The following is a 23,662-nucleotide window of genomic DNA, read 5'->3' as shown; positions in this document are numbered from 1 at the left end:
GGCCCCTAGGATTCCCCCTATCACCTCACCGGTCTCATTTGACAGGAACCCCATGAGCGACACTTCCCCCTACGGCTTCGAGCTTGTGCGGCGTGGGTACGACCGCGCTCAGGTGGACGAACGGATCTCCAAGCTCGTCTCCGACCGTGACAGCGCTCTCTCCCGCATCACCGCTCTGGAAAAGCGCATCGAGGAGCTCCACCTCGAAACGCAGAACGCGCAGGCTCAGGTCACCGACGCCGAGCCCTCGTACGCCGGTCTCGGCGCGCGTGTCGAGAAGATCCTCCGCCTCGCCGAGGAGGAGGCCAAGGATCTGCGCGAGGAGGCCCGTCGCGCGGCGGAGCAGCACCGCGAACTCGCCGAGTCGGCGGCCCAGCAGGTCCGCAATGACGCGGAGTCGTTCGCCGCGGAGCGCAAGGCCAAGGCCGAGGACGAAGGCGTCCGGATCGTCGAGAAGGCCAAGAGCGACTCCTCTCAGCTGCGCCAGGAGGCACAGAAGGACGCGCAGCAGAAGCGCGAGGAGGCGGACGCCCTCTTCGAGGAGACCCGCGCCAAGGCCGCCCAGGCCGCTGCGGACTTCGAGACGAACCTCGCCAAGCGTCGCGAGCAGTCCGAGCGCGACCTGGCGTCCCGCCAGCAGAAGGCCGAGAAGCGCCTCGCGGAGATCGAGCACCGCGCGGAGCAGCTGCGTCTCGAGGCCGAGAAGCTGCGCACCGACGCCGAGCGCCGGGCCCGTCAGACCGTCGAGACGGCGCAGCGCCAGGCCGAGGACATCGTGGCCGACGCGAACGCCAAGGCCGACCGGATCCGTTCGGAATCCGAGCGCGAGCTGGCCGCCCTCACCAACCGCCGCGACAGCATCAACGCCCAGCTGACGAACGTGCGCGAGATGCTCGCCACGCTCACGGGCGCCGCGGTGGCCGCGGCCGGTTCGCCGGCCACGGACGACGAGCCGATCTCCCGTGGGGTCCCGGCTCAGCAGTCCCGGTAAGCAGCAGCACGCTCAGAGGCCCGCACCGTCTCCCCCGAAGGTGCGGGCCTCTGGCGTGCCCACCGGGGGCAGGAAGACGTGGTCGACAATCTCCGTCAGCGCATGGTCCGTCACCTGTTCCCGGCTCAGCAGGATCTCGCCGCGCTCGGCGGCCCGCTCGACGACCGTGCGCAGCACGCCCCGCATGATGCCGAAGAAGGACGGGTCCACGTCCCGGGCCTCGGCGAGCAGCCCGTGCAGCGTGTCCGGGCCGACCTCCCGCTGGCGGCGCGCACCCGCCCGGAGCACCTCCAGTACGTCTTCCCGCAGCGAGCCGGTGTCGGGCACCCGGTGCGGTGGCGCGTCCTGGCCGCCGTACTGGCACGCGGGCGGGGAGCCGCGGCCTTCCCGGACGCCTTCCTCTGGTCGACGGCCTTCACGGTGCTCGCCGCCCTCGTCGCACTCTCCCCGCCCGCTCAAGTGGCAGCCCCCGAACGCCCGTCTTAGCGTGGCCGCATGATCGAGCTCGAGGGCCTGACCAAGCGGTACGGCGAGAAGGTGGCGGTCAACAACCTGACCTTCGCCGTCAGACCGGGCATCGTCACGGGCTTCCTCGGTCCCAACGGCGCCGGCAAGTCCACGACGATGCGGATGATGCTCGGCCTCGACCGCCCCACCGCCGGTGACGTCCGGATCGACGGGCAGCACTACGACCACCTCAGAGAGCCTCTGAAGTACATCGGCGCCCTGCTGGACGCCAAGGCCATGCACGGCGGGCGCAGCGCCTTCAACCACCTCCTCTGCCTCGCCCAGAGCAACGGCATCCCCCGCGGCCGGGTCGCCGAGGTCCTCGACACCGTCGGCCTCACCGCAGTGGCGAGGAAGAAGGCCAAGGGGTTCTCCCTCGGCATGGGACAGCGGCTCGGCATCGCGGGCGCGCTGCTGGGCGATCCGCGGATCCTGATGTTCGACGAGCCGGTCAACGGGCTCGACCCCGAGGGCATCCACTGGATCCGCAACCTGATGAAATCGCTCGCCGCACAGGGGCGGACCGTCTTCGTCTCCTCCCACCTCATGAGCGAGATGGCACTGACCGCCGATCACCTCGTCGTCATCGGTCAGGGGCGGCTGCTCGCCGACACCTCCATGGCCGAATTCATCGAGCAGAACTCGCGGTCGTACGTCCGGATCCGCTCACCCCAGCGCGAGCGGCTGCTCGACGTGCTGCACGAGGCGGGGATCACGGCCGTGGAGGCCGGCAACGGGACGCTGGAGGTCGACGGCGGCAAGCCCGAGCACGTCGGGGAGCTGGCCGCGCGGCACCAGATCGTGCTGCACGAGCTGAGCCCTCAGCAGGCCTCCCTGGAAGAGGCGTTCATGCAGCTGACCGCGGAGTCGGTCGAGTACCACGCACACTCCGACACCCCCGTCGCCGCGCCGGCCGAGCAGTGGGGCGACTGGAAGGGGAACCGACCATGACGGCGGTCCAGGTCGTACGGTCCGAGTGGACCAAGATCCGGTCGGTGGCCTCCACCGTGTGGACGCTCTCCCTCGCCGTGGTCGTCACCCTCGCCCTCGGCATGCTGATCGCGGCCCTGTCGAAGAACGAGTTCGACAACATGAGCCGCAACGACCAGCTCTCCTTCGACCCCACCTACATCAGCTTCGCCGGGATGGGCCTCGGCCAGCTCGCGATGATCGTGTTCGGGGTGCTCGTGGTGTCGAACGAGTACAGCACCGGCATGATCCGCACCTCGCTGGCCGCCGTACCGCAGCGCGGCACCTTCCTGTTCAGCAAGATCGCGGTGGCGGCCGGCCTCTGCCTCGTCGTCGGCCTCGTCACCAGCTTCGTCACCTTCTTCCTCGGCCAGGCAATGCTCGGCTCGCGCCGGGCCGAGATCGGCGATCCGGGAGTGCTGCGCGCGGTCATCGGCGGCGGGCTCTACATGACCCTCATCGCGGTGTTCTCGATGGGCGTGGCCACGATGCTGCGCTCGCCGATGCTGTCGCTGGGCATCCTGATGCCGTTCTTCTTCCTGATCTCCAACATCCTCGGCAACGTCTCGGCGACCAAGAAGATCGGCCGGTACCTGCCCGACCAGGCCGGCAGCAAGATCATGCAGGTGGTCACCCCGATCGACGACGACACTCCGTACGGTCCCTGGGGCGGGCTCGGGATCATGGTGCTGTGGGTGGTCGCGGCGGTCGCGGGAGGGTACGTCCTGCTGAAGAAGAGGGACGCCTGACGACCCGGAGCTTTGCTCGCTCTTGAGTGGAACCGTCAGCGCCCCGATAAGCTCCTAACCCTTACGGGGGCGTGTGCCCTGCTGTCCTGAACCTTTCGATGGGTGCGGAGCATGATCGAGGCAGTCGGCCTGACCAAGCAATATGGCGACAAGACCGCTGTGTACAACCTTTCCTTCCAGGTACGGCCCGGCGCCGTCACCGGTTTCCTGGGCCCCAACGGCTCCGGCAAGTCGACGACGATGAGGATGATCCTCGGTCTGGACAATCCCACGTCGGGACAGGTGACGATCGGCGGCTACCCGTACCGCAAGCTGCCCAACGCCCCCCGGCAGGTGGGCGCGCTGCTCGACGCCAAGGCCGTGCACGGCGGCCGGCACGCCCGCAACCATCTGCTCTGCCTCGCCCAGCTGTCCGGCATCCCGGCCCGCCGGGTGGACGAGGTGCTCGGCGTGGTCGGACTCCAGGACGTGGCCAGGAAGCGCTCCAAGGGCTTCTCCCTCGGCATGGGCCAGCGGCTCGGCATCGCCGCCGCACTGCTCGGCGACCCCCAGGTGCTGCTGTTCGACGAGCCGGTCAACGGCCTCGACCCCGAGGGCATCCTCTGGGTGCGCAACCTGATGAAGTCGCTCGCGGCGGAGGGCCGTACGGTCTTCGTCTCCTCGCACCTCATGAGCGAGATGGCGCTGACCGCCGACCACCTGATCGTCATCGGGCGCGGACAGCTGCTGGCCGACATGAGCGTGCAGGACTTCATCGCCGCGAACTCCGCCGGCTTCGCGCGCGTACGCACCCCCGACACCGACCCGCAGCTGCGCGAGAAGCTGACGTCCGCGCTGACGGAGGCGGGCGGGCACGTGCTGCCGGAGCAGGACGGCGCGCTGCGCATCACGGGTCTGCCGCTCCCCCGCATCAGCGACATCGCCCACGACACGGACGTACGCCTGTGGGAGCTCTCCCCGCACCAGGCCTCGCTGGAAGAGGCGTACATGCGGATGACCCAGGGCGCCGTCGACTACCGCTCGACGACCGACCAGAAGGCGGGCCTCCAGCAGCTCCTCCCGCCGGGGGCGCAGCCCCCGATGCCGGTCCCGGGCCAGGGCCAGCCCGGCTGGTACGCGCCTCCGCCGCCGCAGCAGGGCGGCCGGCCGCTCGCGGGCGCCCCCGCCGGCGCGTACGGCACCGGGCAGCCCCCGGCGGGCCCGTACGCCGCCCCCGCCGCGGATCAGCCCAACCCGTACGCCCAGACGCCTCCCCAGGCCCCCCAGGCCCCGGCGCAGCCCTCCGTCCCGGCGGCCCCGCCCGCGGACCGGCAGCCCGCCCCGAGCGCGCCCGCCGCGGCCCCCGCGCCGCCCACGGCCGCACCGCAGCCCACCGCACCCGCCCCGGCCCCCGCGCCCGCCGCCGACCTGACGAAGTCCGAGGACGCCCGATGAGTACGCCCCAGCCCCCGATGCCGCAGGCCGCCGCACCCGACTGGCAGGCGGCGCCCGCTCCTTCGTACGCCGCGTACACCTCGCCGATCCCGGTCGTGCGCACGCACCTCGGGCACGCGATCGCCTCGGAGTGGACGAAGATCCGCTCGGTGCGCTCGACGATGTGGACGCTGGGCGTCTTCGTGCTGCTGGTCGTCGGTATCGGCCTGCTCGCCGCCGCCGTGGTGTCGAGCAGCGCGACCGAGGGCGATCTGTCCGGTGAGAACCCGCTGTCGTTCGGCTTCTTCGGACTGCTGCTCGGCACGATGTGCGTGATCACGCTCGGCGTGCTGACCACCGCCTCCGAGTACGGCACCGGCATGATCCGCACGACGATGACCGCGTGCCCGAGCCGTGGCCGGGTGCTGACCGCGAAGGCCGTCGTCTTCTTCCTGGTCGCCTTCGTCGTCACGTTCGTGTCGGTCCTGCTGGTCGCCCTCGCCGACGTGGCCCTCCTCGACGGCACCGGTGTGAAGGACCCCTCCGGCAGCGAGTGGCTCAAGGGCACCCTCGGCATCTCGCTCTACATCGCGCTGCTCGGCCTGCTCTCGCTGGTCGTCGGCTCGATCATCCGGCACTCGGCGGGCGCCATCACCATCATGATCGGCCTGGTGCTGGCGCCGCTGGTCATCGCCCTGTTCATGTTCTCGTCCTCGCTGGAGGACCTGCGCACGGCCCTGTTCGAGTACTCCATCCCGAACCAGCTGAGCGTCTTCTACTCCAACTCGCTCACCGAGACCGGCCCCTCCGGCTGGGACCCGCTGTGGATCATCGCGGGGGTGACGGCCGCCGCGTTCGCCGGCGCCTACGCCCTCCTCAACCAGCGGGACGTCTAGAACCTCGGCGCGTTACGGGACCGCTGCACCCGCGTGGTGCGGCGGTCCTTCGCGTTCCAGCACGCCTTGTGCCAGTGCCGGCGCTCGTCGACGCCCGAGTGGTCCGGCCAGGCCACCACATGCGGGACGCCGTCGGGGATCAACTGGTCGCAGCCCGGGCAGCGGTAGGACTTGCCCTGGGCACTCGCCCCCGGCACATGGCGGATGTTCCACTCCTCGCCCTGCCAGCTCTCGGAGGACTGGAAACCGCCGTAACGCCCCGAGCGGTCGTCCCCGCCTGAGGGGTCGGCTCCTTTGGGTCGGTTGCGACGCGGGGACACAGGACACCTCACGGGGCTATACAGGAAGCATGGGCCGTGTCCAGCCTACGCGGCACGAGCCTGGGTAGGCGTAGGGGACCAACCCCCACAAGTGCCCCTTCATATCGGTCCATTCTGCAGACAATCCGAGTATCTCTTCGGCAGGCCGTGTCCTCGGCACGTGTCAGACGGTTATGCCGGGTGGGGGAGCTCCGCGTCGGAGCCAAGGAAGCAGGAAAAGCAATGCACGTGGGAAGTTTCGTGTTGGCGGCCCAGTTCCCGGGGCAGGGCCAGGGGGAGGCGCTGCACCGCGCGGTCCGCTCGGCCGAGGTGGCCGAGGAGGCCGGGCTCGACTCGGTCTGGCTGGCCGAGCATCACTTCGTGCCGTACGGCACCTGTCCGTCGGCGATCACCCTGGCGGCTTTACTGCTGGGCCGCACCAGTCGTCTCAGGGTCGGCACCGCGGTCAGCGTGCTGCCCACCGTCCACCCGGTCGCCCTCGGCGAGCAGGCCGCGCTGCTGCACATCGCGTCCGGCGGACGGTTCTCGCTGGGCGTGGGGCGCGGCGGGCCGTGGGTCGACCTGGAGGTGTTCGGCGCGGGCCTGGAGGCGTACGAGACGGGGTTCCCGGAATCACTCGATCTGCTGGTGCGCTGGCTGCGCGAACCGTCGGTGGGTGCCTCCGGGGAGCGCTTCACCTTCCGTGAAGTACCCGTCGTACCACGGCCGTCGGAGTCCCTGTCGGAGGAGCCGGGGCCCGAGGTCGTCGTCGCGTGCACCTCCCCGGCGAGTGTGCGGCTGGCCGCCGAGCGTGGACTGCCGATGCTGCTGGGGATGCACGTGGGGGACGAGGAGAAGGCCGAGATGGTCTCCCTGTGGCGCACCCACGCGCGCGCGACGGGCCGTTCGCCGCAGGAGGTGCGGGGCGCCGCCCATGTCTCGGCCGGGGTCTGCCAGATCGCGGACCGGCGCACGGACGCGGTGGAGACCCTGGTGAAGGCGATGCCGGGCTGGCTGCGGCAGGGCCTGGAGGCCCATGTGACCGTCGACGGCCGGCATCGATCGATGCGCGACCCGGTGGCGTACACCGAACTGCTCTGCGGGCTGCACCCGGTGGGCACTCCGCGGCTCTGCGCCGACCGGCTCGCGGCGACCAGCGAGCGGACCGGGATCACCCGCTTCGCCCTGCTCACGGAGGGCTCGGGGGATCTGGCGGCGACGGAGGAGAACGTCCGGCGGCTGGGTGCCGAGGTGCTCCCCCACCTCGGCTGACCGTGCGTTTCGCACCCGCCGTGCCTGCCGCCCCGGTACCTGATGCACCTCCCGCGTACGGGGCGGCAAGCAAGCAGTTCGCTGTCAGCAGTCCCGGAACTCCGGCGACTGATTGAGCAGCTGGCTACGGACCGAGGTGAAACGGGCCAGTGACTCGTCCACCGAGCCGTCCAGCGGGAACACCGCCACACGGTGGCAGTTCTGGAAAGCCAGTCGCACCCCGAAGTGCCGTTGCAGCGCGCCGCGTATCGCGTCACTCGCGAGCGCACGCAGCAGCTGACCGCGTGCTTGCTCGTCCGGCGGAGGCGTCTGGTTGTCGGCGAACTTGCCGCCGTCGACCTTCAGCTGGGCCACCAGGGAGCTGACCATCTCCCATGCGTAGGGCAGGGAGGTCCGGACGCAGTCGACGAATTCCGCTTCGTCGACCTCGCCTCGCTCGGCCTTCTCGAGTAGGGCCGGTGAGACGTCGAGCGACATGGGTTCTCCTCTCGCACCCCCGAACAGGTATTCAGGGGTTGCCGGACAGGTAAGGGAGTTCGCGAATCTGGACACTCTGAGTGCACGCTCCGCGACCTCCCGGTTACTACGGTAAGCAACGGACGGTGACCGCACCAGGCGAACGCGTACATAGAGAGCCCTGGTTGGGGACACAATCGGCCACAAAAGAACATCGCGTTTCTGGGGCGAATCGCGTGGACCCGGGCCCGTCGAGTAGCGTTGCCGACCATGCGTCTCGTCATTGCCCGGTGCTCCGTGGACTACGCGGGCCGGCTCACCGCCCACCTCCCGTCCGCCCCCCGTCTCATCCTGGTGAAGGCGGACGGCAGCGTGTCGATCCACGCGGACGACCGGGCCTACAAGCCCCTGAACTGGATGTCGCCGCCCTGCACGTTGAAGGAGGAATCGGGAGACTTTCCCGAGGGCGCCGTGGGCGTCTGGACCGTCGTCAACAAGGGCGGCGAGAAGCTGATCATCACCATGGAGGAGATCCTCCACGACTCCTCGCACGAACTGGGTGTGGATCCCGGCCTGATCAAGGACGGCGTGGAAGCACACCTTCAGGAACTGCTCGCCGACCGCATCGAAACCCTCGGCGACGGCTATACGTTGATCCGCCGCGAGTACATGACGGCCATCGGCCCGGTCGACATCCTGTGCCGGGACGCCGAGGGCCAGACCGTCGCGGTCGAGATCAAGCGGCGCGGCGAGATCGACGGCGTGGAGCAACTCACCCGCTATCTGGAGCTGTTGAACCGCGACCCGCATCTCGCCCCGGTCCGCGGCGTCTTCGCGGCCCAGGAGATCAAGCCCCAGGCCCGCGTCCTGGCCACGGACCGCGGCATCGGCTGCACGGTCCTCGACTACAACGCCCTGCGCGGCATCGAGGACGACAAGCTGCGGCTGTTCTGACGGGTCCTTCTGCCACGGCGGTTCTTCTACGGCGGTTCTTCTACGGCGAAGAGGGCCGGGTCCTGTCTCCAGGACCCGGCCTTCTTGTGCTGCCGTACCGGCGTCAGATCACCGCGTTCGACGCCGAGCCCGTGGCGCTGGGCGAACCCGCGCCACTGCTCGCCGGGACGCCGGCGGAGGTGCTCGCCGGTGCGCTGGACGCGGCGGGGCCGCTGGCCGAGTCGGAGGTGGACGGCTCGTCCGAAGGATCCGGCGTGGGGCTCGTCGTGGGCGACGGCGGCTCGGATGTCTCGGTCGGCGTCGGATCCGGAGACTCCGTCGGCGGCTTGGAGGTCGGCGGCTTCGAGGTCGAGGTCGGCGGCTTCGTCGTCGGCGGCTTGCTCGGCGAGCTCGACGGCCCGCCCGTCCCCTTCGTCCCGCTCGGGTCGTCCGAAGGCTCCGCGGTGTCCGTCGGGGTCGGGTCGTCGGACGTGCCGTAGGTGCCGTCGGGGCCCGGGTCGGTCGGCCGGCTGGTGGCCTCGCCGGTGTCGCCCTCGTCGCCGTTCTTCGGCACGTCGGCGCCCAGACTGCCGTCGTTCAGGTCCTGGCTGGCCGACGGGTTGGGGCCGACCTTGGTGGACGGGCCGTCGTTGTCGGGGTTGGAGGTGGCGCCGAGCGTCACCACCGTGCCGAGCACCGCCGCGAGCAGCGCGCCCGCGCCGGCCGCGACCAGGTTGCGGCGGGCCAGACCCTTCAGACCGCCCCGGGCCTTGCGGTTGGGAACGGGGGCCGCCGGGACCCGGTTGGTGACCAGGGTCGAGCTGTCGAACGGCGACTGGAGCGGCGGGAAGGCCGTGGGGACGCCCCCGGGAGGCGACTGGGACTCCTCGGACCGGGCGTCGGGCACCTCTTCACCGGCCGTCGCGCCGATGGCGAGCGGGGCGCCGGAGCGGTCGGAGACCAGCGCCAGAGCCCGGCGGCCGGCGACCGTGCCGCGCTTGTCGGCGAGTGCGCCGCGCAGCCCGACGGAGGCCTCCAGTTCGGAGCGGGCCCGGTCGAGCTGGTCGGCGCAGAGCGCGAGGACACCCAACTCGTGGTGGAAGTAGGCCCGTTCACTCCCGTCACCGGCGACCCGGGCGGCCTCGGCCCCGAGCTGCAGGGTTTGTTCCCAGGCGCTCCAGTGCAGCCCGGCGGCGAACGCGGGCGCCGCCGTGCGGGCCAGCTGGACGGTGACGGACTCCTCGTCCTCGGCGGGCGGGACGGCGGTCGGCACGAGGATGCCGAGCGCGGCGAGCACGGCGTCCGCCTCGGCGCACACCCGCTCGGGAGTGACCGAGGGATGCCCGGCCCACCAGGCGTAGTGCCGGGCGGCGGCGAGGGCCTGGGCCTCGGTGTCGGTGCCGTATCCGGCGGCCTCCAGCTGGGCCTGCACCCCGGCGGCGAGCCGGTAGCGGGAGCCGACCGGGGAGACCAGCGCGCAGCCCAGCAGTTCGCCGAGGGCGGCGTCCGCATGGGTGTCGCCGACGAGGGCGGGCAGATGTGCCTGGTGCGGCACCTCGCCGCCGAGCGCCACGGCGAACCGCAGTGCGGCGCGGGCCGAGTCGCTGAGCCGGGTGGCGAGCAGGGCCGCGGGCGCGGCTCCCTCGGCGAGCGAGGGCAGCGGTACGTCGTGTCCGTCGCCGGCCTCGAAGGGCGCGTCGACCTGGGCTTCCTGGAAGACGCCGAACTCGTCGAAGGCCTCCGCGCTGGCCCGCAGTTCGTCGCGCTGCCGGAGCAGGGCGCCGGCCTGGACGAAGCGCAGCGGCAGCCCCTCGGACTCGAACCAGAGGTCGCCGGCCCAGTTGGCCTCCTCCTCGGTGAGGACCCGGCCGACACCGCGCTCCAGGAGTTCCACGCCGCCGGCCCGGTCCAGGCCGCTGAGGAAGACCTCCTCGATGGCCGAGTCGGCGGACGGCGCGGGCACGTCCGGTGTCGTGGCGACCAGGAAGGCGCACTCGGGGGTGGCGTCCAGGAGTTCGTCGAGCGCGGCCCCGCCGAACTCGACGTCGTCCAGGATGACGACCGCGCCTATCTCCCGGACGTAGCCGAGCAGCTCGTCCCGTGCGGGCCGGTGCAGGGGGGCGTCGAAGACGGCGTGGAAGAGGTCGTACAGCAGGTCGTCGGCCGTGCGATGGAAGCCGGTCAGCCGGATCACGCCGTCGGGGGCGAGGTCCGAGCAGTCCTCGGCGAGAAGGTCGAGCAGGCTGGTGCGACCGGAGCCGGCGGGGCCGGTGAGACGTACGGAACGGCCGCGGGCGAGCAGGCGTACCAGCCGTTCCCGCTCGTCCTGGCGGGCCAGGAGGTGCAGTGCGGGCCGGTTGAGGCCGGCCGGCACGGGCGGTTTGGCCGCGCGGTCCAGCTCGGCGCGTTCGGTGGCGCTGAGCTTCCGGGGCCGCGAGGGCCGTTCGCCTGGCGGGCAGACCTCTATCTCGCTGCCGTCGACGGGGTTGACGGTGAGCAGGTAGTCGCCGGACACCAGCTGCACCGTGCGAGCCAGGGCGGGTCGGCTCTGGCCGAAGTCGGGTGTGAGGGGGTCCCTGGGCGGGCGCTGGCGCGGCGAATCGCCGTCACCGTCATGGCCGTACTCCTCGGGTCCCCGGTTGTTCGGGTCCATAGGTCAAGCCCCCCAAAAGCGTCGTGTGCCGAGCCCCTCCCGGCCTTGCTGCACACCGCGCTGTCGCTTCTGGTCCGGGCCCGCTCGTTCAGGGATGTTCACTCAGCGGGCGACCGAACCCTAAACCTTCGCACAGTATCTACGACAGCCCGGGGTACCGCGCCGTCCGAGACGTCACAGTCTCGTGAGGATTGTGCGCGACCTGCGCTTCACAGCCGCAGCACCCGGCCCTCACACCGCATTCACACAAGGGGTCACACCCGGGGCAGTGACTCCACCCCGATGCCGCCCTCGATCGCCAGGATCCGGTGCAGTCGGGTGGCCACCAGCAGGCGCTGGAGCTGCGGCGGTACCTCGCGCAGCACCAGGCGCCGGCCGCAGCGGCCGGCCCTTCGGTGGGCCCCCATGATCACCCCGAGTCCGGTGGCGTCCCAGGAGTCGAGCTCGGACAGATCCAGCACCAGGTCGCCGACTCCGTCGTCGACGGCCGTGTGCAGGACCGTACGGGCGTCCGCCGCGCTGCGGACGTCGAGGCGGCCCCCGACGACCAGCTCGGCGTGGTCGCCCCTGATGAACATATGCGCTCCCCGTGGTGCGTCTCGTGCTCCGCGAATGTGATGTCCGGTGATGCAACGTCTGACTGAGTTGGACGGTCAGAGGTTGCCGTCTGTAAGCGAACCGATACCGAATTCACCCCCGGGAGTGATACCTCAGGGGCCTGTGCGGTTTCAGTGCTTGTAGAAGCCCTGCCCGCTCTTGCGCCCGATGTCACCGGCGTCAACCATCCGGCGCATCAGCTCCGGCGGGGCGAACTTCTCGTCCTGGGTCTCGGTGTAGATGTTGCTCGTGGCGTGCAGCAGGATGTCGACGCCGGTGAGGTCGGCGGTGGCGAGCGGGCCCATGGCGTGGCCGAAGCCCAGCTTGCAGGCGAGGTCGATGTCCTCGGCGGTGGCGACGCCCGACTCGTAGAGCTTGGTCGCCTCGACGACGAGGGCGGAGATGAGCCGGGTGGTGACGAAGCCGGCGACGTCCCGGTTGACGACGATGCAGGTCTTGCCGACGGACTCGGCGAACTCCCGGGCGGTGGCGAGGGTTTCGTCGCTGGTCTTGTAGCCGCGGACGAGCTCGACGAGCTGCATCATCGGCACCGGCGAGAAGAAGTGCACCCCGACGACCCGCTCGGGGCGCTCGGTGGCCGCCGCGATCTTGGTGATCGGGATGGCGGAGGTGTTGGAGGCGAGCACGGCGTCTTCGCGCACGATCTTGTCGAGGGCACGGAAGATCTCGTGCTTGACCTCGAGCTTCTCGAAGACCGCCTCGACGACGATGTCGGCGTCCGCGGCGGCGTCCAGGTCGGTGGTGGCGGTGATCCGGCCGAGGGCGGCGTCGGCGTCGTGCGCCTCCAGCTTGCCCTTGCTCACGAACTTGTCGTACGAGGCCTTGATGCCGTCGGTGCCACGCTTGAGCGCCTCGTCGGTGACGTCCCGCAGGACGACGTCCCAGCCCGCCTGAGCGGAGACCTGGGCGATCCCGGAACCCATCAAGCCGGCGCCGATGACGGCAAGCTTCCGTGCCACTGTGCGACTCCCCTTCGAACGCCTTACACGCTGTTGACATCTGCCTCTTCGGCGGACCTTAGCGGGCGTGAGGTGCTGTGTGGCGGGTTAGTAATGCGCGTCACGTCTCATCTGACGGACATCACACCGGCACGGCTCATCGGTGGTCACGTACGGCGTAGTTGAGCACGTTCTCGCTCAACAGCTCCTCGATGTCGTCGAGAAGCGTCAGCACCTCTCGTGACACTTCGTCCGGATTGCGCCCGGCGACCATCTCACGCCCCACGTGCACGAACACCTCCGAGTGGACCCAGCAGATCTGACCGGCGATCAGCCCCGGCAGCGGGTCCGCGTCGGCGGCACCGGTCGCCTCCCGGAGGGTCGCTTCGAGGTGGTCGTGGATCTCCTGCTGGAGACTCCACAGCCGGGAGCGCAGCGGCGGCGCCTCGTGGATGCAGCGCATGAAACGGTCGTAGCCCGCCATGAGGCCGATCCGGGGCGAGACCGCCTCCGCCTCCGCGCGCAGCTCGCGCAGCACGGCCCGCGCGGCCGACTCCCCCACGTCCCGGGCGCGCACCCAGCGCGAGAGCTGTTCGACGACGCCGGAGGAGCGGTCGAAGAAGAGGTCCTCCTTGGCCGGGAAGTAGTTGTAGACGGTGTTCACGGAGACATCGGCGGCCTCCGCCACCTCCGCGATGGTCACGGTCACGAACCCGTGCTCCAGGAACAGCCCGGTGGCGATGTCCGAGATCCGCTGTCTCGTCTCGCGCTTCTTCCGCTCCCTGAGCCCTTCAGCCATGGTCCACATCCTAGCTTCGCTGGACTCTCTGAAACTTTGGGGTCATTGCAAAATTTAAGAGACTCTGTTTTTCTGTGGCCATGACCGTCATCAGTACGGCGGGCCTGGCCCGTACCTTCCAGACGAAACTCGGCCCGGTGGAGGCCGTCCGCGGCATCGACCTGAGGGTCCGCGAGGGCGAGATCCTCGGCTTCCTCGGCCCGAACGGCGCCGGGAAGACCACCACCCTGCGGATGCTCACGACCCTGTTGAAACCCACCGGCGGCGCCGCCACCGTCGCCGGCCACGACCTCGCCACCGACCCCGCCGGGGTGCGGAGGGCCTGCGGCTATGTGGCCCAGTCGGGAGGGGTCGACCCGCAGATCACCGTGCGGGAGGAACTGGTCACCCAGGGCCGCCTCTACCGCCTGACGAAGACCCGGGCGGCCGAACGGGCCGAGGAGCTGGCCCGGGACCTGGATCTGACCGGGCTGCTCGACCGCAAGTGCGGGGCGCTGTCGGGCGGTCAGCGCCGCCGCCTGGACATCGCCATGGCCCTCACCCATCGCCCGAAGGTGCTCTTCCTCGACGAACCCACCACCGGACTCGACCCCGGCAGCCGGGCCGACCTGTGGGACCTGGTCCGCCGGCTGCGCGACGAGCACGGCACCACGGTCTTCCTGACCACCCACTACCTGGACGAGGCCGACGCCCTCGCCGACCGCCTGGTCGTCGTCGACAAGGGCGTGGTCGTCGCGGAGGGCACACCGACCGCGCTCAAGCTGGAGTACGGCGGCTCGATCGACGCCTCCCTCCAGGACACCTTCCTCGCCATCACCGGCCGCAGCGCCACACCGGCCGACGCCGCCCCCGTAGCCGTATAGGAATCCCCCGACGATGCTTCTCCACGACACCGCGCTGATCTACGGCCGCTATCTCCGTCAGTCGCTGCGGTCCCGCTTCGCCCTGCTCTTCGGCGTGCTGATGCCGCTGCTCTACCTCCTCTTCTTCGGCCCGCTGCTCACCGATCTCCCGCTGGGCGGGGCGGGCAGCTCCTGGCAAATGCTGGTGCCCGGGCTGCTGCTTCAACTCGGTCTGTTCGGCGCCTCGTTCGCGGGGTTCGCGATCATCGTCGAGAAGAGCCAGGGAGTGGTGGAGCGGATGCGGGTGACGCCGGTCAGCCGGCTGGCGCTGCTGCTGGGGCGGGTACTGCGCGACGCCACCGTCTTCGTCCTCCAGGCGGTGCTGCTCGTGCTGGCCGCGCTGGCGATGGGGCTGCGGGCCCCGCTGGCCGGCATCCTGATCGGCTTCGCGTTCGTCGCGCTGCTGACGGTGTCGCTGGCCTCGCTGTCGTACGCGCTGGCCATGAAGCTGCACACGCCGGGCGAGTTCGGTCCGGCGGTCAACGCCCTGACGATGCCGATGATGCTGCTGTCCGGCCTGATGCTCCCGATGACCCTCGGCCCGGGCTGGCTGGACGTCCTCTCGCACTTCGTGCCGTTCCGCTATCTGGTGGACGCGGTCAGGGACGCCTACGTCGGCTCCTACGCCTCGGCGCACATGGCGTACGGCGTGCTGGTCGCCCTCGCCCTCACGGCACTCGCCGTGACGGTGGGCACACGCGTGTTCCGAACGGCCGGGGCGTAACTACGCTGACCTCATGGTCAATCTGACGCGCATCTACACCAGGACCGGCGACCAGGGCACCACCGCCCTCGGCGACATGAGCCGGGTCGCCAAGACCGATCTGCGGATCTCGGCGTACGCCGACGCCAACGAGGCGAACGCGGTGATCGGCACGGCGATCGCGCTGGGCGGACTCGACGAGGAGATCGTCAAGGTCCTCACCCGGGTGCAGAACGACCTGTTCGACGTGGGCGCGGACCTGTCGACGCCGGTCGTGGAGAACCCGGAGTTCCCGCCGCTCAGGGTCGAGCAGTTCTACGTCGACAAGCTGGAGGCGGACTGCGACCACTTCAACGAGCGGCTGGAGAAGCTCCGGTCCTTCATCCTGCCCGGCGGCACTCCGGGTGCGGCCCTGCTGCACCAGGCCTGCACGGTCGTACGACGTGCCGAGCGCTCCACGTGGGCCGCACTGGAGGTGCACGGCGAGGTGATGAACCCGCTGACGGCGACCTACCTGAACCGGTTGTCGGACCTGCTGTTCATCCTTGCCCGCTCGGCCAACAAGGACGTCGGGGACGTGCTCTGGGTCCCGGGCGGGGAGCGTTAACGCTCGCGCTTGGGAAACAGGGTGTAGCCGGCGGCGATGATCACGTTGATGCCTATCAGCCACACCATGCGCTGCTGCCAGGCCCGTAGCGACTCGGTTCCGCCCTCGCCGCCGACGTACCAGATCGCCCCCTGGAGCAGCGCCATGGCGACGACCGCGGCGAGGATCCAGCGGCCCGCGACCTTCCACTCGTGGACGGCGCGGGCCGTGCCGTACTTCGGCGGCCGTACCGGCGGCGGGCCGCCCGCGAAGCGGTGGGCGAAGCGGGCGTCGGCCCAGCGGATCGTGGAGTGGCCGAGGCCCACGGTGAAGCCGATGTAGACGGCGGCCAGGCCGTGCTTCCAGTCGGGCTCGGCGCCGCCGCGCAGATCGACCGCGGTGACGGTGAACAGCACGAGCTCCAGCAACGGCTCGCACAGCAGCAGGGCCAGCCCCACCCGCGGCATCCCGAAGACGTACCGGAAGGCCAGGCCCGCGGCCAGCAGCACCCAGAACGCCACCTCGCAGGCGACGATCAGTCCGACGATCACGGCTCGCTCCCCTCAGTCACCCTTCCAGGCTCCCGGTGCGCGCCGCCGCTTTCGTCGTCGCCGCTGACGAAGTCGCCGTACATCGAAAGATGCAGTCCAGGACCGTCCCCGGGGATCAGGCGGGCGCCGCGCGGGCCGTGTTTCATGGGGACATGGCCGTTCGACTCCCCCGCCCGCACCGCTTCGACGTGTACATCGCGGCCGGCGGGCTGCTCGGCGGGCTGCTGCTCGTCCTCGCGGGTCTCGGCACCCGGCGGTCCGACGATCCGATCACCCTCTTCGACGGTCCTTGGCCGGTGCTGGTGCCGCTCACCGTGCTGGCCGGCTGCGAGCTGCTGCGCCGCACGGCGCCCCGCGCGGCTCTGCTGACCGGCACGGTCGCGATCTGCGCGGACCTGGTGACCCAGGGCAGCCTCGCGTCGGTGCTGATGTTCACCGACGTGGTCTACGCGGCCGTCCTGTACGGTCCGCTCGCCTCGGCACGGCGCATCCAGTGGATCACGGGTCTGCTCACGGTGGCCGGGACGCTGGTGCCGTTCGCGGTGTGGCGGGTGCCGGAGGCGCTGCTGATCGGCGTGGTCGTCGGTGTCGTGGCGTACGGACCCGCGGCCACCGGCTGGATCGTCCGCAACCACCGCGACGCCGCCGAGGCCGCACGCCTGCGTGCCGAACAGACCGCCCTGCTCGCCGAGATGGACCGCACCCAGGCCGTCGTCGCCGAACGCGCCCGGATGGCACGGGAGTTGCACGACATGGTCGCCAACCATCTGTCGGCGATCGCCATCCACTCCACCGCCGCGCTGTCGCTGGACGATGCGGAGACGTCCCGGCAGGCCCTCGGCGTCATCCGCGAGAACAGCGTCAAGGGACTCGAGGAGATGCGCCGGCTGATCGGCATCCTGCGGGAGGGCGACAGTGCGCCCAGCGCGGTCCCCACCCTCGACGGCCTCAGCGTCCTGGTCGACGACGCCCGCGCCAACGGCCTCGACGTCACGCTGGAGGCCGAGCACGGCACGACCCTGCCGGCCCCCGTCGAGCTCGCCGCCTACCGGATGGTCCAGGAGTCCCTCACCAACGCCCTCAAGCACGCCTGCCCCGGCCGGGTCACCGTGCTGCTGCGCCAGGCGGACGGCTCCCTCGCCATCGCCGTGACCAGCCCGTACGGCGACCGCGACGGGCCGAGCGCGCCCGGTTCCGGCGCCGGTCTGGTGGGTATGCGGGAGCGGGCGGCGCTGCTCGGCGGCACCTTCGAGTCCGGCCCCGAGAGCTCGGCGCACGGCAAGATCTGGGCCGTACGCGCCATCCTGCCCGTCGCCGACGTCGCTGAAGGAGATCCCGCATGATCCGCGTGCTCGTCGCCGAGGACCAGTCCGCCGTCCGCGCCGGGCTGGTCCTCATCCTGCGCAGCGCGCCCGACATCGAGGTGGTCGGCGAGGCCGCGGACGGCGAGCAGGCGGTCGCGCTGGCCCGGGAACTGCGGCCCGACCTGGTGCTGATGGACGTACAGATGCCGCGTCTGGACGGGGTGTCGGCGACCCGGAAGGTCACGGAGGAGGGGCTCGCGGACGTCCTCGTGCTGACCACCTTCGACCTCGACGAGTATGTGTTCGGGGCGCTCAGGGCCGGGGCGGCCGGGTTCCTGCTGAAGAACACGGAGGCGAGGGACCTGGTGGAAGCGGTCCGTACGGTGGCGCGGGGCGAGGGGATCGTCGCTCCGGCCGTCACCCGGCGGCTGATCTCCGAGTTCGCCGCCAGGCCGGTCCGGCAGCCGAGCGCCGACCCGGCGGTGCTGAACACCCTCACGCGCCGGGAACGCGAGGTGCTGTCCTGTCTGGGCGAGGGACTGTCCAACGCGGACATCGCGACCCGTCTCGACATGGCGGAGGCGACAGTGAAGACGCACGTCAGCCGACTGCTGGGGAAGCTGGAACTGCGCAGCCGCGTGCAAGCCGCGGTGCTGGCGCAGGAGTTGGGTGTCTGAGCGATCGCATACTGAGTGGTCCAGACCTATTGACCCGTGGTCCAGACCTTTCTATTCTCGCCGCACCGTGGGCGTGAAGGCTCAGTTGCGCCCCAACACCCCTCCCCAAGGGCTCAGGCGCCCCGAAAAATCAGACAAGGAGGCGCTACATGCGCTTCAGACACAGAGTGGCGGCAGGGATAGCGACCCTGGTGCTCCCCTTCGCCGGCCTCGTCGGCCTCGCGAGCCCCGCCCAGGCCGCGACATCCGCGACCGCCACCTACGCCAAGCCGCAGGACTGGGGCACCGGTTTCGAAGGCAAGTGGACCGTCAAGAACACCGGCGACACGGCCCTCAGCTCCTGGACCGTCGAGTGGGACTTCCCCTCCGGCACATCCGTCACCTCCGCCTGGGACGCCGACGTCACCTCCTCCGGCACCCACTGGACCGCCAAGAACAAGTCCTGGAACGGCACCCTCGCCCCCGGCGCCTCCGTCTCCTTCGGCTTCAACGGCTCCGGGTCCGGCTCCCCCGCCAACTGCAAGCTCAACGGCGGCAGTTGTGACGGCGGCACCTCGACCCCCGGCGACAGCGCGCCGAGCGCCCCCGGCACTCCCACCGCCTCGGACATCACCGACACCTCGGTGAAGCTCTCCTGGAGCGCCGCCACCGACGACAAGGGCGTCAAGAACTACGACGTCCTGCGCGACGGCACCAAGGTCGCCACCGTGACCACGACGTCGTACACCAACACCGGCCTGACCGCCGGCACCGACTACTCCTACAGCGTCCAGGCCCGCGACACCGCCGACCAGACCGGGCCGGTCAGCGGCGCCCGCGCGGTGCGCACCACCGGCGGCACCACCGAGCCGCCGCCCACCGGTGACAAGGTCAAGCTCGGCTACTTCACCGAGTGGGGCGTCTACGGCCGCAACTACCACGTCAAGAACCTGGTCAGCTCCGGCTCCGCGGCGAAGATCACGCACATCAACTACGCGTTCGGCAACGTCAAGAACGGTCAGTGCACCGTCGACGACACCTACGCCGCCTACGACAAGGCCTACACCGCCGACCAGTCCGTCAGCGGCACCGCCGACACCTGGGACCAGCCGCTGCGCGGCAACTTCAACCAGCTGCGCCAGCTGAAGGCCAAGTACCCGCACATCAAGGTGCTGTACTCCTTCGGCGGCTGGACCTACTCCGGCGGCTTCGGCCAGGCCGCGGCCAACCCGGCCGCTTTCGCCAAGTCCTGCAAGGCGGTCGTCGAGGACCCGCGCTGGGCCGATGTCTTCGACGGCATCGACATCGACTGGGAGTACCCGAACGCCTGCGGACTGACCTGTGACACCTCGGGCGCCGCGGCCTTCAAGAACCTGATGCAGGCCCTGCGCACCGAGTTCGGCTCGAACTACCTGGTCACCGCGGCCATCACGGCCGACGGCTCCTCCGGCGGCAAGATCGACGCAGCCGACTACGGCGGCGCCTCGGCCTCCGTCGACTGGTACAACGTGATGACGTACGACTACTTCGGCGCCTTCAACGCGAAGGGCCCGACGGCCCCGCACTCGCCGCTGACCTCGTACTCCGGCATCCCGCAGGCGGGCTTCAACTCCGCCGACGCGATCGCCAAGCTGAAGTCGAAGGGCGTGGCCTCGAAGAAGCTGCTGCTCGGCATCGGCTTCTACGGCCGTGGCTGGACCGGTGTCACCCAGGCCGCCCCCGGCGGCACGGCGACCGGCGCGGCCCCGGGCACCTACGAGGCGGGCATCGAGGACTACAAGGTCCTCAAGACGTCCTGCCCGGCCACCGGCACCATCGCGGGCACGGCGTACGCCTACTGCGGCAACAACTGGTGGTCGTACGACACCCCGGCCACCATCGGCACCAAGATGACCTGGGCCAAGAACCAGGGCCTGGGCGGGGCGTTCTTCTGGGAGTTCAGCGGCGACACCGGCAACGGTGAGCTGGTGAGCGCCATCAACAGCGGGCTGTCGTAAGCAGGCTGACGACCGTCAGTAGGACCTAGGCGACATTGACGCGCTGACCGGGCGGGGCTGCTTCCAGCCACGCGAGGAAACCGGTCAGCGCGTCTTCGCTCATGGCGAGTTCCAGCCGCGTGCCCCGGTGCAGACAGGTCAGGATCACGGCATCGGAGAGCAGTGCCAGCTCCTCCTCGCCCTCCGGCAGCCGGCGCCCGGCGACCTCGATCGCGGCGCGCTCCAGGACGCGACGCGGGCGGTAGGCGTAGGAGAAGACGCGGTACCACTCGATGCGGTCGCCGTTGTAGCGGGCGACACCGTAGCTCCAGCCCTTGCCGTTGGTGTCGGGTTTCTCCGGGACGTCCCAGCGCAGCGAACAGTCGAAGGTGCCGCCGGAGCGCTGGATGAGTCTGCGACGAAGGCCGAAGACGAACAGTCCCAGCACAACAAGTGCCACGACGATTCCGCACACAGTCAGAGCGAGGGCCATCGACACCGACCTCCTCGTCTACTCGGTAACGGAATGGAAAAAACATCCACATTTGCCTCAGCCGCGACCAGGGCCGGATTGCTCCGGTCCCAGCCGCGGCTGAGTGACGTCATAGGCGTGACGCGCCGACTAGCGCGTCGCCGCCGCACGGATCCGTACGTCCGCGCGACGCTCGGCGGCGGCGTCACCCTCCGCCTTCGCCCGCTCCAGCTCGCGTTCCGCGCGCTGGACGTCGATCTCGTCCGACAGCTCGGCGATCTCGGCCAGCAGCGACAGCTTGTTGTCCGCGAACGAGATGAAACCGCCGTGCACCGCGGCGACGACCGTTCCACCATCACTCGTACGGATGGTCACCGGGCCCGACTCCAGCACACCGAGCAGCGGCTGGTGACCGGGCATGACGCCGATGTCGCCGGACGTGGTGCGCGCGACGACCAGGGTGGCCTCGCCGGACCAGACCTCTCGGTCGGCCGCGACCAGCGCGACGTGCAGCTCAGCAGCCAAGGTGGCTCCTCGGGTCACCACCCGGCGGTTCGGCCGGGTGTTGGTTACAAGTCTAGTAGGCGTGAAAGAGGGGGCGGGACGTGCCCCGCCCCCTCAGTCGAACTCAGAGCTCAGGACTCTTCAGGTCCGAGTTCAGGAGACGCCGAGCTCCTTGGCGTTGGCCTTGAGGTCCTCAATGCCACCGCAGAGGAAGAACGCCTGCTCCGGGAAGTGGTCGTACTCGCCGTCGATGATCGCGTTGAACGCGGTGATCGACTCCTCCAGCGGGACGTCCGACCCGTCGACGCCGGTGAACTGCTTGGCGACGTGGGTGTTCTGGGACAGGAAGCGCTCCACGCGACGGGCGCGGTGGACGACGAGCTTGTCCTCTTCGCCCAGCTCGTCGATACCGAGGATCGCGATGATGTCCTGGAGGTCCTTGTACTTCTGCAGGACACCCTTGACACGCATGGCCGTGTTGTAGTGGTCCGCCGCGATGTAGCGGGGGTCCAGGATGCGGGACGTGGAGTCCAGCGGGTCCACGGCCGGGTAGATGCCCTTCTCGGAGATCGGACGGGAGAGCACCGTCGTCGCGTCGAGGTGGGCGAAGGTGGTGGCCGGGGCCGGGTCGGTCAGGTCGTCCGCGGGGACGTAGATCGCCTGCATCGAGGTGATCGAGTGACCACGGGTCGAGGTGATGCGCTCCTGGAGGAGACCCATCTCGTCGGCCAGGTTCGGCTGGTAACCCACCGCGGAGGGCATCCGGCCGAGCAGGGTCGAGACCTCGGAACCGGCCTGCGTGAAGCGGAAGATGTTGTCGATGAAGAACAGCACGTCCTGCTTCTGCACATCGCGGAAGTACTCCGCCATGGTCAGACCGGCGAGGGCCACGCGCAGACGGGTGCCCGGGGGCTCGTCCATCTGACCGAAGACCAGGGCGGTCTTGTCGATGACGCCCGACTCCGCCATCTCCTCGATGAGGTCGTTGCCCTCACGCGTGCGCTCACCGACACCGGCGAACACGGAGACACCGTCGTGGTTGTTGGCGACGCGGTAGATCATCTCCTGGATGAGCACCGTCTTGCCGACGCCGGCACCACCGAACAGACCGATCTTTCCACCCTTGACGTACGGGGTGAGAAGGTCGATGACCTTGACGCCGGTCTCGAACATCTCGGTCTTCGACTCGAGCTCGTCGAAGTTCGGAGCCTTGCGGTGGATGCCCCAGCGCTCACCGTCGTACTGCTCGTCGGTGTTCAGAACCTCGCCGAGGGTGTTGAACACCTTGCCCTTGGTGAAGTCGCCGACCGGCACGGTGATGGAGGCACCCGTGTCGGTGACCGCGGCCTGGCGGACCAGACCGTCGGTGGGCTGCATGGAGATGGTGCGGACCAGGCCGTCACCCAGGTGCTGGGCGACCTCCAGGGTCAGCGTCTTCTTGGCGCCGTCGAGGGCCGGGTCGGCCACCTCGACATGCAGAGCGTTGTAGATCTCCGGCATCGCGTCGACGGGGAATTCCACGTCGACGACCGGGCCGATGACCCGGGCGACGCGGCCCGTGGCAGCGGCCGTCTCAACTGTCGTCGTCATTACCTGTCACTCCCCGCGGTCGCGTCGGCCAGGGCTGCGGAGCCACCGACGATCTCGCTGATTTCCTGGGTGATTTCGGCCTGGCGGGCCGCGTTGGCAAGACGGGAGAGAGTGGTGATCAGCTCTCCCGCGTTGTCGGTGGCCGACTTCATCGCGCGCCGCGTGGCGGCGTGCTTCGAAGCGGCCGACTGGAGCAGCGCGTTGTAGATACGGCTCTCCACGTAGCGCGGCAGGAGGGCGTCGAGGACGTCCTCCGCCGAGGGCTCGAAGTCGTACAGCGGAAGGATCTCGCCCTTGGGCGTGGCCTCCGCGGCGACCTCTTCGAGGCTGAGCGGCAGCAGACGGTCGTCGAGCGCCGTCTGCGTCATCATCGAGACGAACTCGGTGAAGACGATGTGGAGTTCATCCACGCCGCCCTCGGCCGTGTCCTTCTCGATGGCCTCGATCAGCGGACCCGCGACCTTCTTCGCGTCCGCGTACGTGGGCTCGTCGGTGAAGCCCGACCACGACTCCGCGACCTTGCGCTCGCGGAAGTTGTAGTGGGCCAGACCGCGGCGGCCGACGATGTACGTGTCGACCTCCTTGCCCTCGGCCTCGAGACGCTCGGTGAGCTTCTCCGCCACCTTGATGGCGTTGGCGTTGAAGGCGCCGGCGAGACCACGGTCGCTCGTGAGGAGCAGCACCGCGGACCGCACGACCGTCTCGGCCTGCGTGGTCAGCGGGTGCTTGGTGTTCGAGCCGGTTCCGACCGCCGTGACCGCGCGGGTGAGCTCGGTCGCGTACGGCGTGGAGGCCGCCACCTTGCGCTGTGCCTTGACGACACGCGAGGCGGCGATCATCTCCATCGCCTTCGTGATCTTCTTGGTCGCGGTGACGGATCGGATACGACGCTTGTAGACCCGGAGCTGGGCTCCCATGAGTCAGG

At 69.9% G+C, this 23,662-nt stretch carries 25 protein-coding genes; 13 read left to right on the top strand and 12 right to left on the bottom strand.

The genetic code is table 11. The annotated features are described in order from the left end of the window. Positions 1-52 precede the first annotated feature (52 nt). Positions 53-991, top strand: coding sequence for a cellulose-binding protein (locus OG381_RS31615; RefSeq protein ID WP_046263072.1), 939 nt, complete (start codon positions 53-55; stop codon positions 989-991). A gap of 12 nt (positions 992-1,003) precedes the next feature. On the opposite strand, the gene OG381_RS31610 is transcribed toward OG381_RS31615, so the two are convergent. Continuing rightward, a complete protein-coding gene (locus tag OG381_RS31610; RefSeq protein ID WP_327719434.1) occupies positions 1,004-1,450 on the bottom strand; it encodes a TetR-like C-terminal domain-containing protein in 447 nt (148 codons plus the stop codon). Positions 1,451-1,486: 36 nt separating this feature from the next. Between OG381_RS31610 and OG381_RS31605 the strand changes: the two genes are divergently transcribed. From OG381_RS31605 to OG381_RS31590, 4 genes are all read left to right on the top strand, one after another. Beyond that, positions 1,487-2,449 carry an ABC transporter ATP-binding protein gene (locus OG381_RS31605; RefSeq protein ID WP_327719433.1) on the top strand — a complete coding sequence of 321 codons (963 nt, stop codon included), beginning with the start codon at positions 1,487-1,489 and terminating at the stop codon, positions 2,447-2,449. After that, positions 2,446-3,216 (top strand): ABC transporter permease, encoded by a 771-nt coding sequence (locus OG381_RS31600; RefSeq protein WP_327719432.1) that lies wholly within the window; start codon positions 2,446-2,448, stop codon positions 3,214-3,216. The genes OG381_RS31605 and OG381_RS31600 overlap by 4 nt, the downstream gene beginning before the upstream one ends. A 111-nt stretch (positions 3,217-3,327) precedes the next feature. Then, positions 3,328-4,650 carry an ABC transporter ATP-binding protein gene (locus OG381_RS31595; protein WP_327719431.1) on the top strand — a complete coding sequence of 441 codons (1,323 nt, stop codon included), beginning with the start codon at positions 3,328-3,330 and terminating at the stop codon, positions 4,648-4,650. Further along, positions 4,647-5,525, top strand: coding sequence for an ABC transporter permease (locus OG381_RS31590; protein WP_307025776.1), 879 nt, complete (start codon positions 4,647-4,649; stop codon positions 5,523-5,525). The genes OG381_RS31595 and OG381_RS31590 overlap by 4 nt, the downstream gene beginning before the upstream one ends. Here the strand turns inward: OG381_RS31590 and OG381_RS31585 are convergent. Continuing rightward, on the bottom strand, positions 5,522-5,845 hold the full coding sequence (locus OG381_RS31585) for an ATP/GTP-binding protein (protein ID WP_327719430.1): 324 nt from the start codon (positions 5,843-5,845) through the stop codon (positions 5,522-5,524). The genes OG381_RS31590 and OG381_RS31585 overlap by 4 nt on opposite strands. A gap of 222 nt (positions 5,846-6,067) precedes the next feature. Between OG381_RS31585 and OG381_RS31580 the strand changes: the two genes are divergently transcribed. Next, positions 6,068-7,096, top strand: coding sequence for an LLM class flavin-dependent oxidoreductase (locus tag OG381_RS31580; RefSeq protein WP_327719429.1), 1,029 nt, complete (start codon positions 6,068-6,070; stop codon positions 7,094-7,096). Between the two features lie 84 nt (positions 7,097-7,180). On the opposite strand, the gene OG381_RS31575 is transcribed toward OG381_RS31580, so the two are convergent. After that, entirely contained in the window at positions 7,181-7,573 is a 393-nt protein-coding gene (locus OG381_RS31575) for an SCO5389 family protein (RefSeq protein ID WP_327719428.1), read from the bottom strand. A gap of 249 nt (positions 7,574-7,822) precedes the next feature. Between OG381_RS31575 and nucS the strand changes: the two genes are divergently transcribed. Next, positions 7,823-8,506, top strand: a complete 684-nt coding sequence (nucS, locus tag OG381_RS31570) for an endonuclease NucS (protein ID WP_307025783.1) — start codon at positions 7,823-7,825, stop codon at positions 8,504-8,506. Between the two features lie 103 nt (positions 8,507-8,609). Here the strand turns inward: nucS and OG381_RS31565 are convergent, their stop codons facing one another. The 4 genes from OG381_RS31565 to OG381_RS31550 form a co-directional block, all read right to left on the bottom strand. Next, positions 8,610-11,138: an ATP-binding protein gene (locus OG381_RS31565; protein WP_327719427.1), complete on the bottom strand. Its 2,529-nt coding sequence runs from the start codon at positions 11,136-11,138 to the stop codon at positions 8,610-8,612. Positions 11,139-11,392: 254 nt separating this feature from the next. Then, positions 11,393-11,716 (bottom strand): STAS domain-containing protein, encoded by a 324-nt coding sequence (locus OG381_RS31560; RefSeq protein WP_307025787.1) that lies wholly within the window; start codon positions 11,714-11,716, stop codon positions 11,393-11,395. 150 nt (positions 11,717-11,866) lie between these two features. Further along, positions 11,867-12,715 (bottom strand): 3-hydroxyacyl-CoA dehydrogenase family protein, encoded by an 849-nt coding sequence (locus OG381_RS31555; RefSeq protein ID WP_307025789.1) that lies wholly within the window; start codon positions 12,713-12,715, stop codon positions 11,867-11,869. 136 nt (positions 12,716-12,851) lie between these two features. Further along, positions 12,852-13,493 carry a TetR/AcrR family transcriptional regulator gene (locus OG381_RS31550; RefSeq protein ID WP_327719426.1) on the bottom strand — a complete coding sequence of 214 codons (642 nt, stop codon included), beginning with the start codon at positions 13,491-13,493 and terminating at the stop codon, positions 12,852-12,854. An 80-nt stretch (positions 13,494-13,573) separates the two neighbouring features. Here OG381_RS31550 and OG381_RS31545 point away from each other — a divergent pair, with 80 nt between their 5' ends. The 3 genes from OG381_RS31545 to OG381_RS31535 are packed head-to-tail and all read left to right on the top strand — an operon-like array spanning position 13,574 to position 15,705. Then, positions 13,574-14,356: an ABC transporter ATP-binding protein gene (locus OG381_RS31545; RefSeq protein ID WP_327719425.1), complete on the top strand. Its 783-nt coding sequence runs from the start codon at positions 13,574-13,576 to the stop codon at positions 14,354-14,356. Between the two features lie 13 nt (positions 14,357-14,369). After that, positions 14,370-15,119, top strand: a complete 750-nt coding sequence (locus OG381_RS31540; RefSeq protein ID WP_327719424.1) for an ABC transporter permease — start codon at positions 14,370-14,372, stop codon at positions 15,117-15,119. 13 nt (positions 15,120-15,132) lie between these two features. Beyond that, positions 15,133-15,705, top strand: coding sequence for a cob(I)yrinic acid a,c-diamide adenosyltransferase (locus OG381_RS31535; RefSeq protein WP_327719423.1), 573 nt, complete (start codon positions 15,133-15,135; stop codon positions 15,703-15,705). Here the strand turns inward: OG381_RS31535 and OG381_RS31530 are convergent. After that, positions 15,702-16,235 (bottom strand): hypothetical protein, encoded by a 534-nt coding sequence (locus tag OG381_RS31530; RefSeq protein WP_327719422.1) that lies wholly within the window; start codon positions 16,233-16,235, stop codon positions 15,702-15,704. The two genes, OG381_RS31535 and OG381_RS31530, sit on opposite strands and share 4 nt — an antisense overlap. A 152-nt stretch (positions 16,236-16,387) precedes the next feature. Here OG381_RS31530 and OG381_RS31525 point away from each other — a divergent pair, with 152 nt between their 5' ends. The 3 genes from OG381_RS31525 (at position 16,388) to OG381_RS31515 (ending at position 20,192) form a co-directional block, all read left to right on the top strand. Continuing rightward, positions 16,388-17,578: a sensor histidine kinase gene (locus OG381_RS31525; RefSeq protein WP_327719421.1), complete on the top strand. Its 1,191-nt coding sequence runs from the start codon at positions 16,388-16,390 to the stop codon at positions 17,576-17,578. Continuing rightward, entirely contained in the window at positions 17,575-18,216 is a 642-nt protein-coding gene (locus OG381_RS31520; protein WP_327719420.1) for a response regulator transcription factor, read from the top strand. The genes OG381_RS31525 and OG381_RS31520 overlap by 4 nt, the downstream gene beginning before the upstream one ends. A gap of 149 nt (positions 18,217-18,365) precedes the next feature. Beyond that, positions 18,366-20,192 carry a glycoside hydrolase family 18 chitinase gene (locus OG381_RS31515; protein ID WP_327719419.1) on the top strand — a complete coding sequence of 609 codons (1,827 nt, stop codon included), beginning with the start codon at positions 18,366-18,368 and terminating at the stop codon, positions 20,190-20,192. Positions 20,193-20,217: 25 nt separating this feature from the next. Here the strand turns inward: OG381_RS31515 and OG381_RS31510 are convergent, their stop codons facing one another. The 4 genes from OG381_RS31510 to OG381_RS31495 all read right to left on the bottom strand — a co-directional run bounded on the left by OG381_RS31510 (position 20,218) and on the right by OG381_RS31495 (position 23,654). Next, positions 20,218-20,664, bottom strand: coding sequence for a DUF2550 domain-containing protein (locus OG381_RS31510; protein ID WP_327719418.1), 447 nt, complete (start codon positions 20,662-20,664; stop codon positions 20,218-20,220). A gap of 129 nt (positions 20,665-20,793) precedes the next feature. Next, the gene (locus tag OG381_RS31505; protein WP_046262507.1) at positions 20,794-21,168 is read right to left on the bottom strand and encodes a F0F1 ATP synthase subunit epsilon; all 375 of its coding nucleotides are present in this window, start codon (positions 21,166-21,168) and stop codon (positions 20,794-20,796) included. 132 nt (positions 21,169-21,300) lie between these two features. Next, positions 21,301-22,737: a F0F1 ATP synthase subunit beta gene (gene atpD, locus OG381_RS31500; RefSeq protein ID WP_046262508.1), complete on the bottom strand. Its 1,437-nt coding sequence runs from the start codon at positions 22,735-22,737 to the stop codon at positions 21,301-21,303. Further along, the gene (locus OG381_RS31495; RefSeq protein WP_327719417.1) at positions 22,737-23,654 is read right to left on the bottom strand and encodes a F0F1 ATP synthase subunit gamma; all 918 of its coding nucleotides are present in this window, start codon (positions 23,652-23,654) and stop codon (positions 22,737-22,739) included. Before OG381_RS31495 ends, atpD begins: the two co-directional genes overlap by 1 nt. Positions 23,655-23,662: the final 8 nt, after the last annotated feature.

It is taken from the genome of Streptomyces sp. NBC_00490 (assembly GCF_036013645.1).
GTDB lineage: Bacteria > Actinomycetota > Actinomycetes > Streptomycetales > Streptomycetaceae > Streptomyces > Streptomyces canus_F.
The sequence above is the reverse complement of the archived record's forward strand: the minus strand, read 5'-3'. Positions and strand labels throughout refer to the sequence as shown.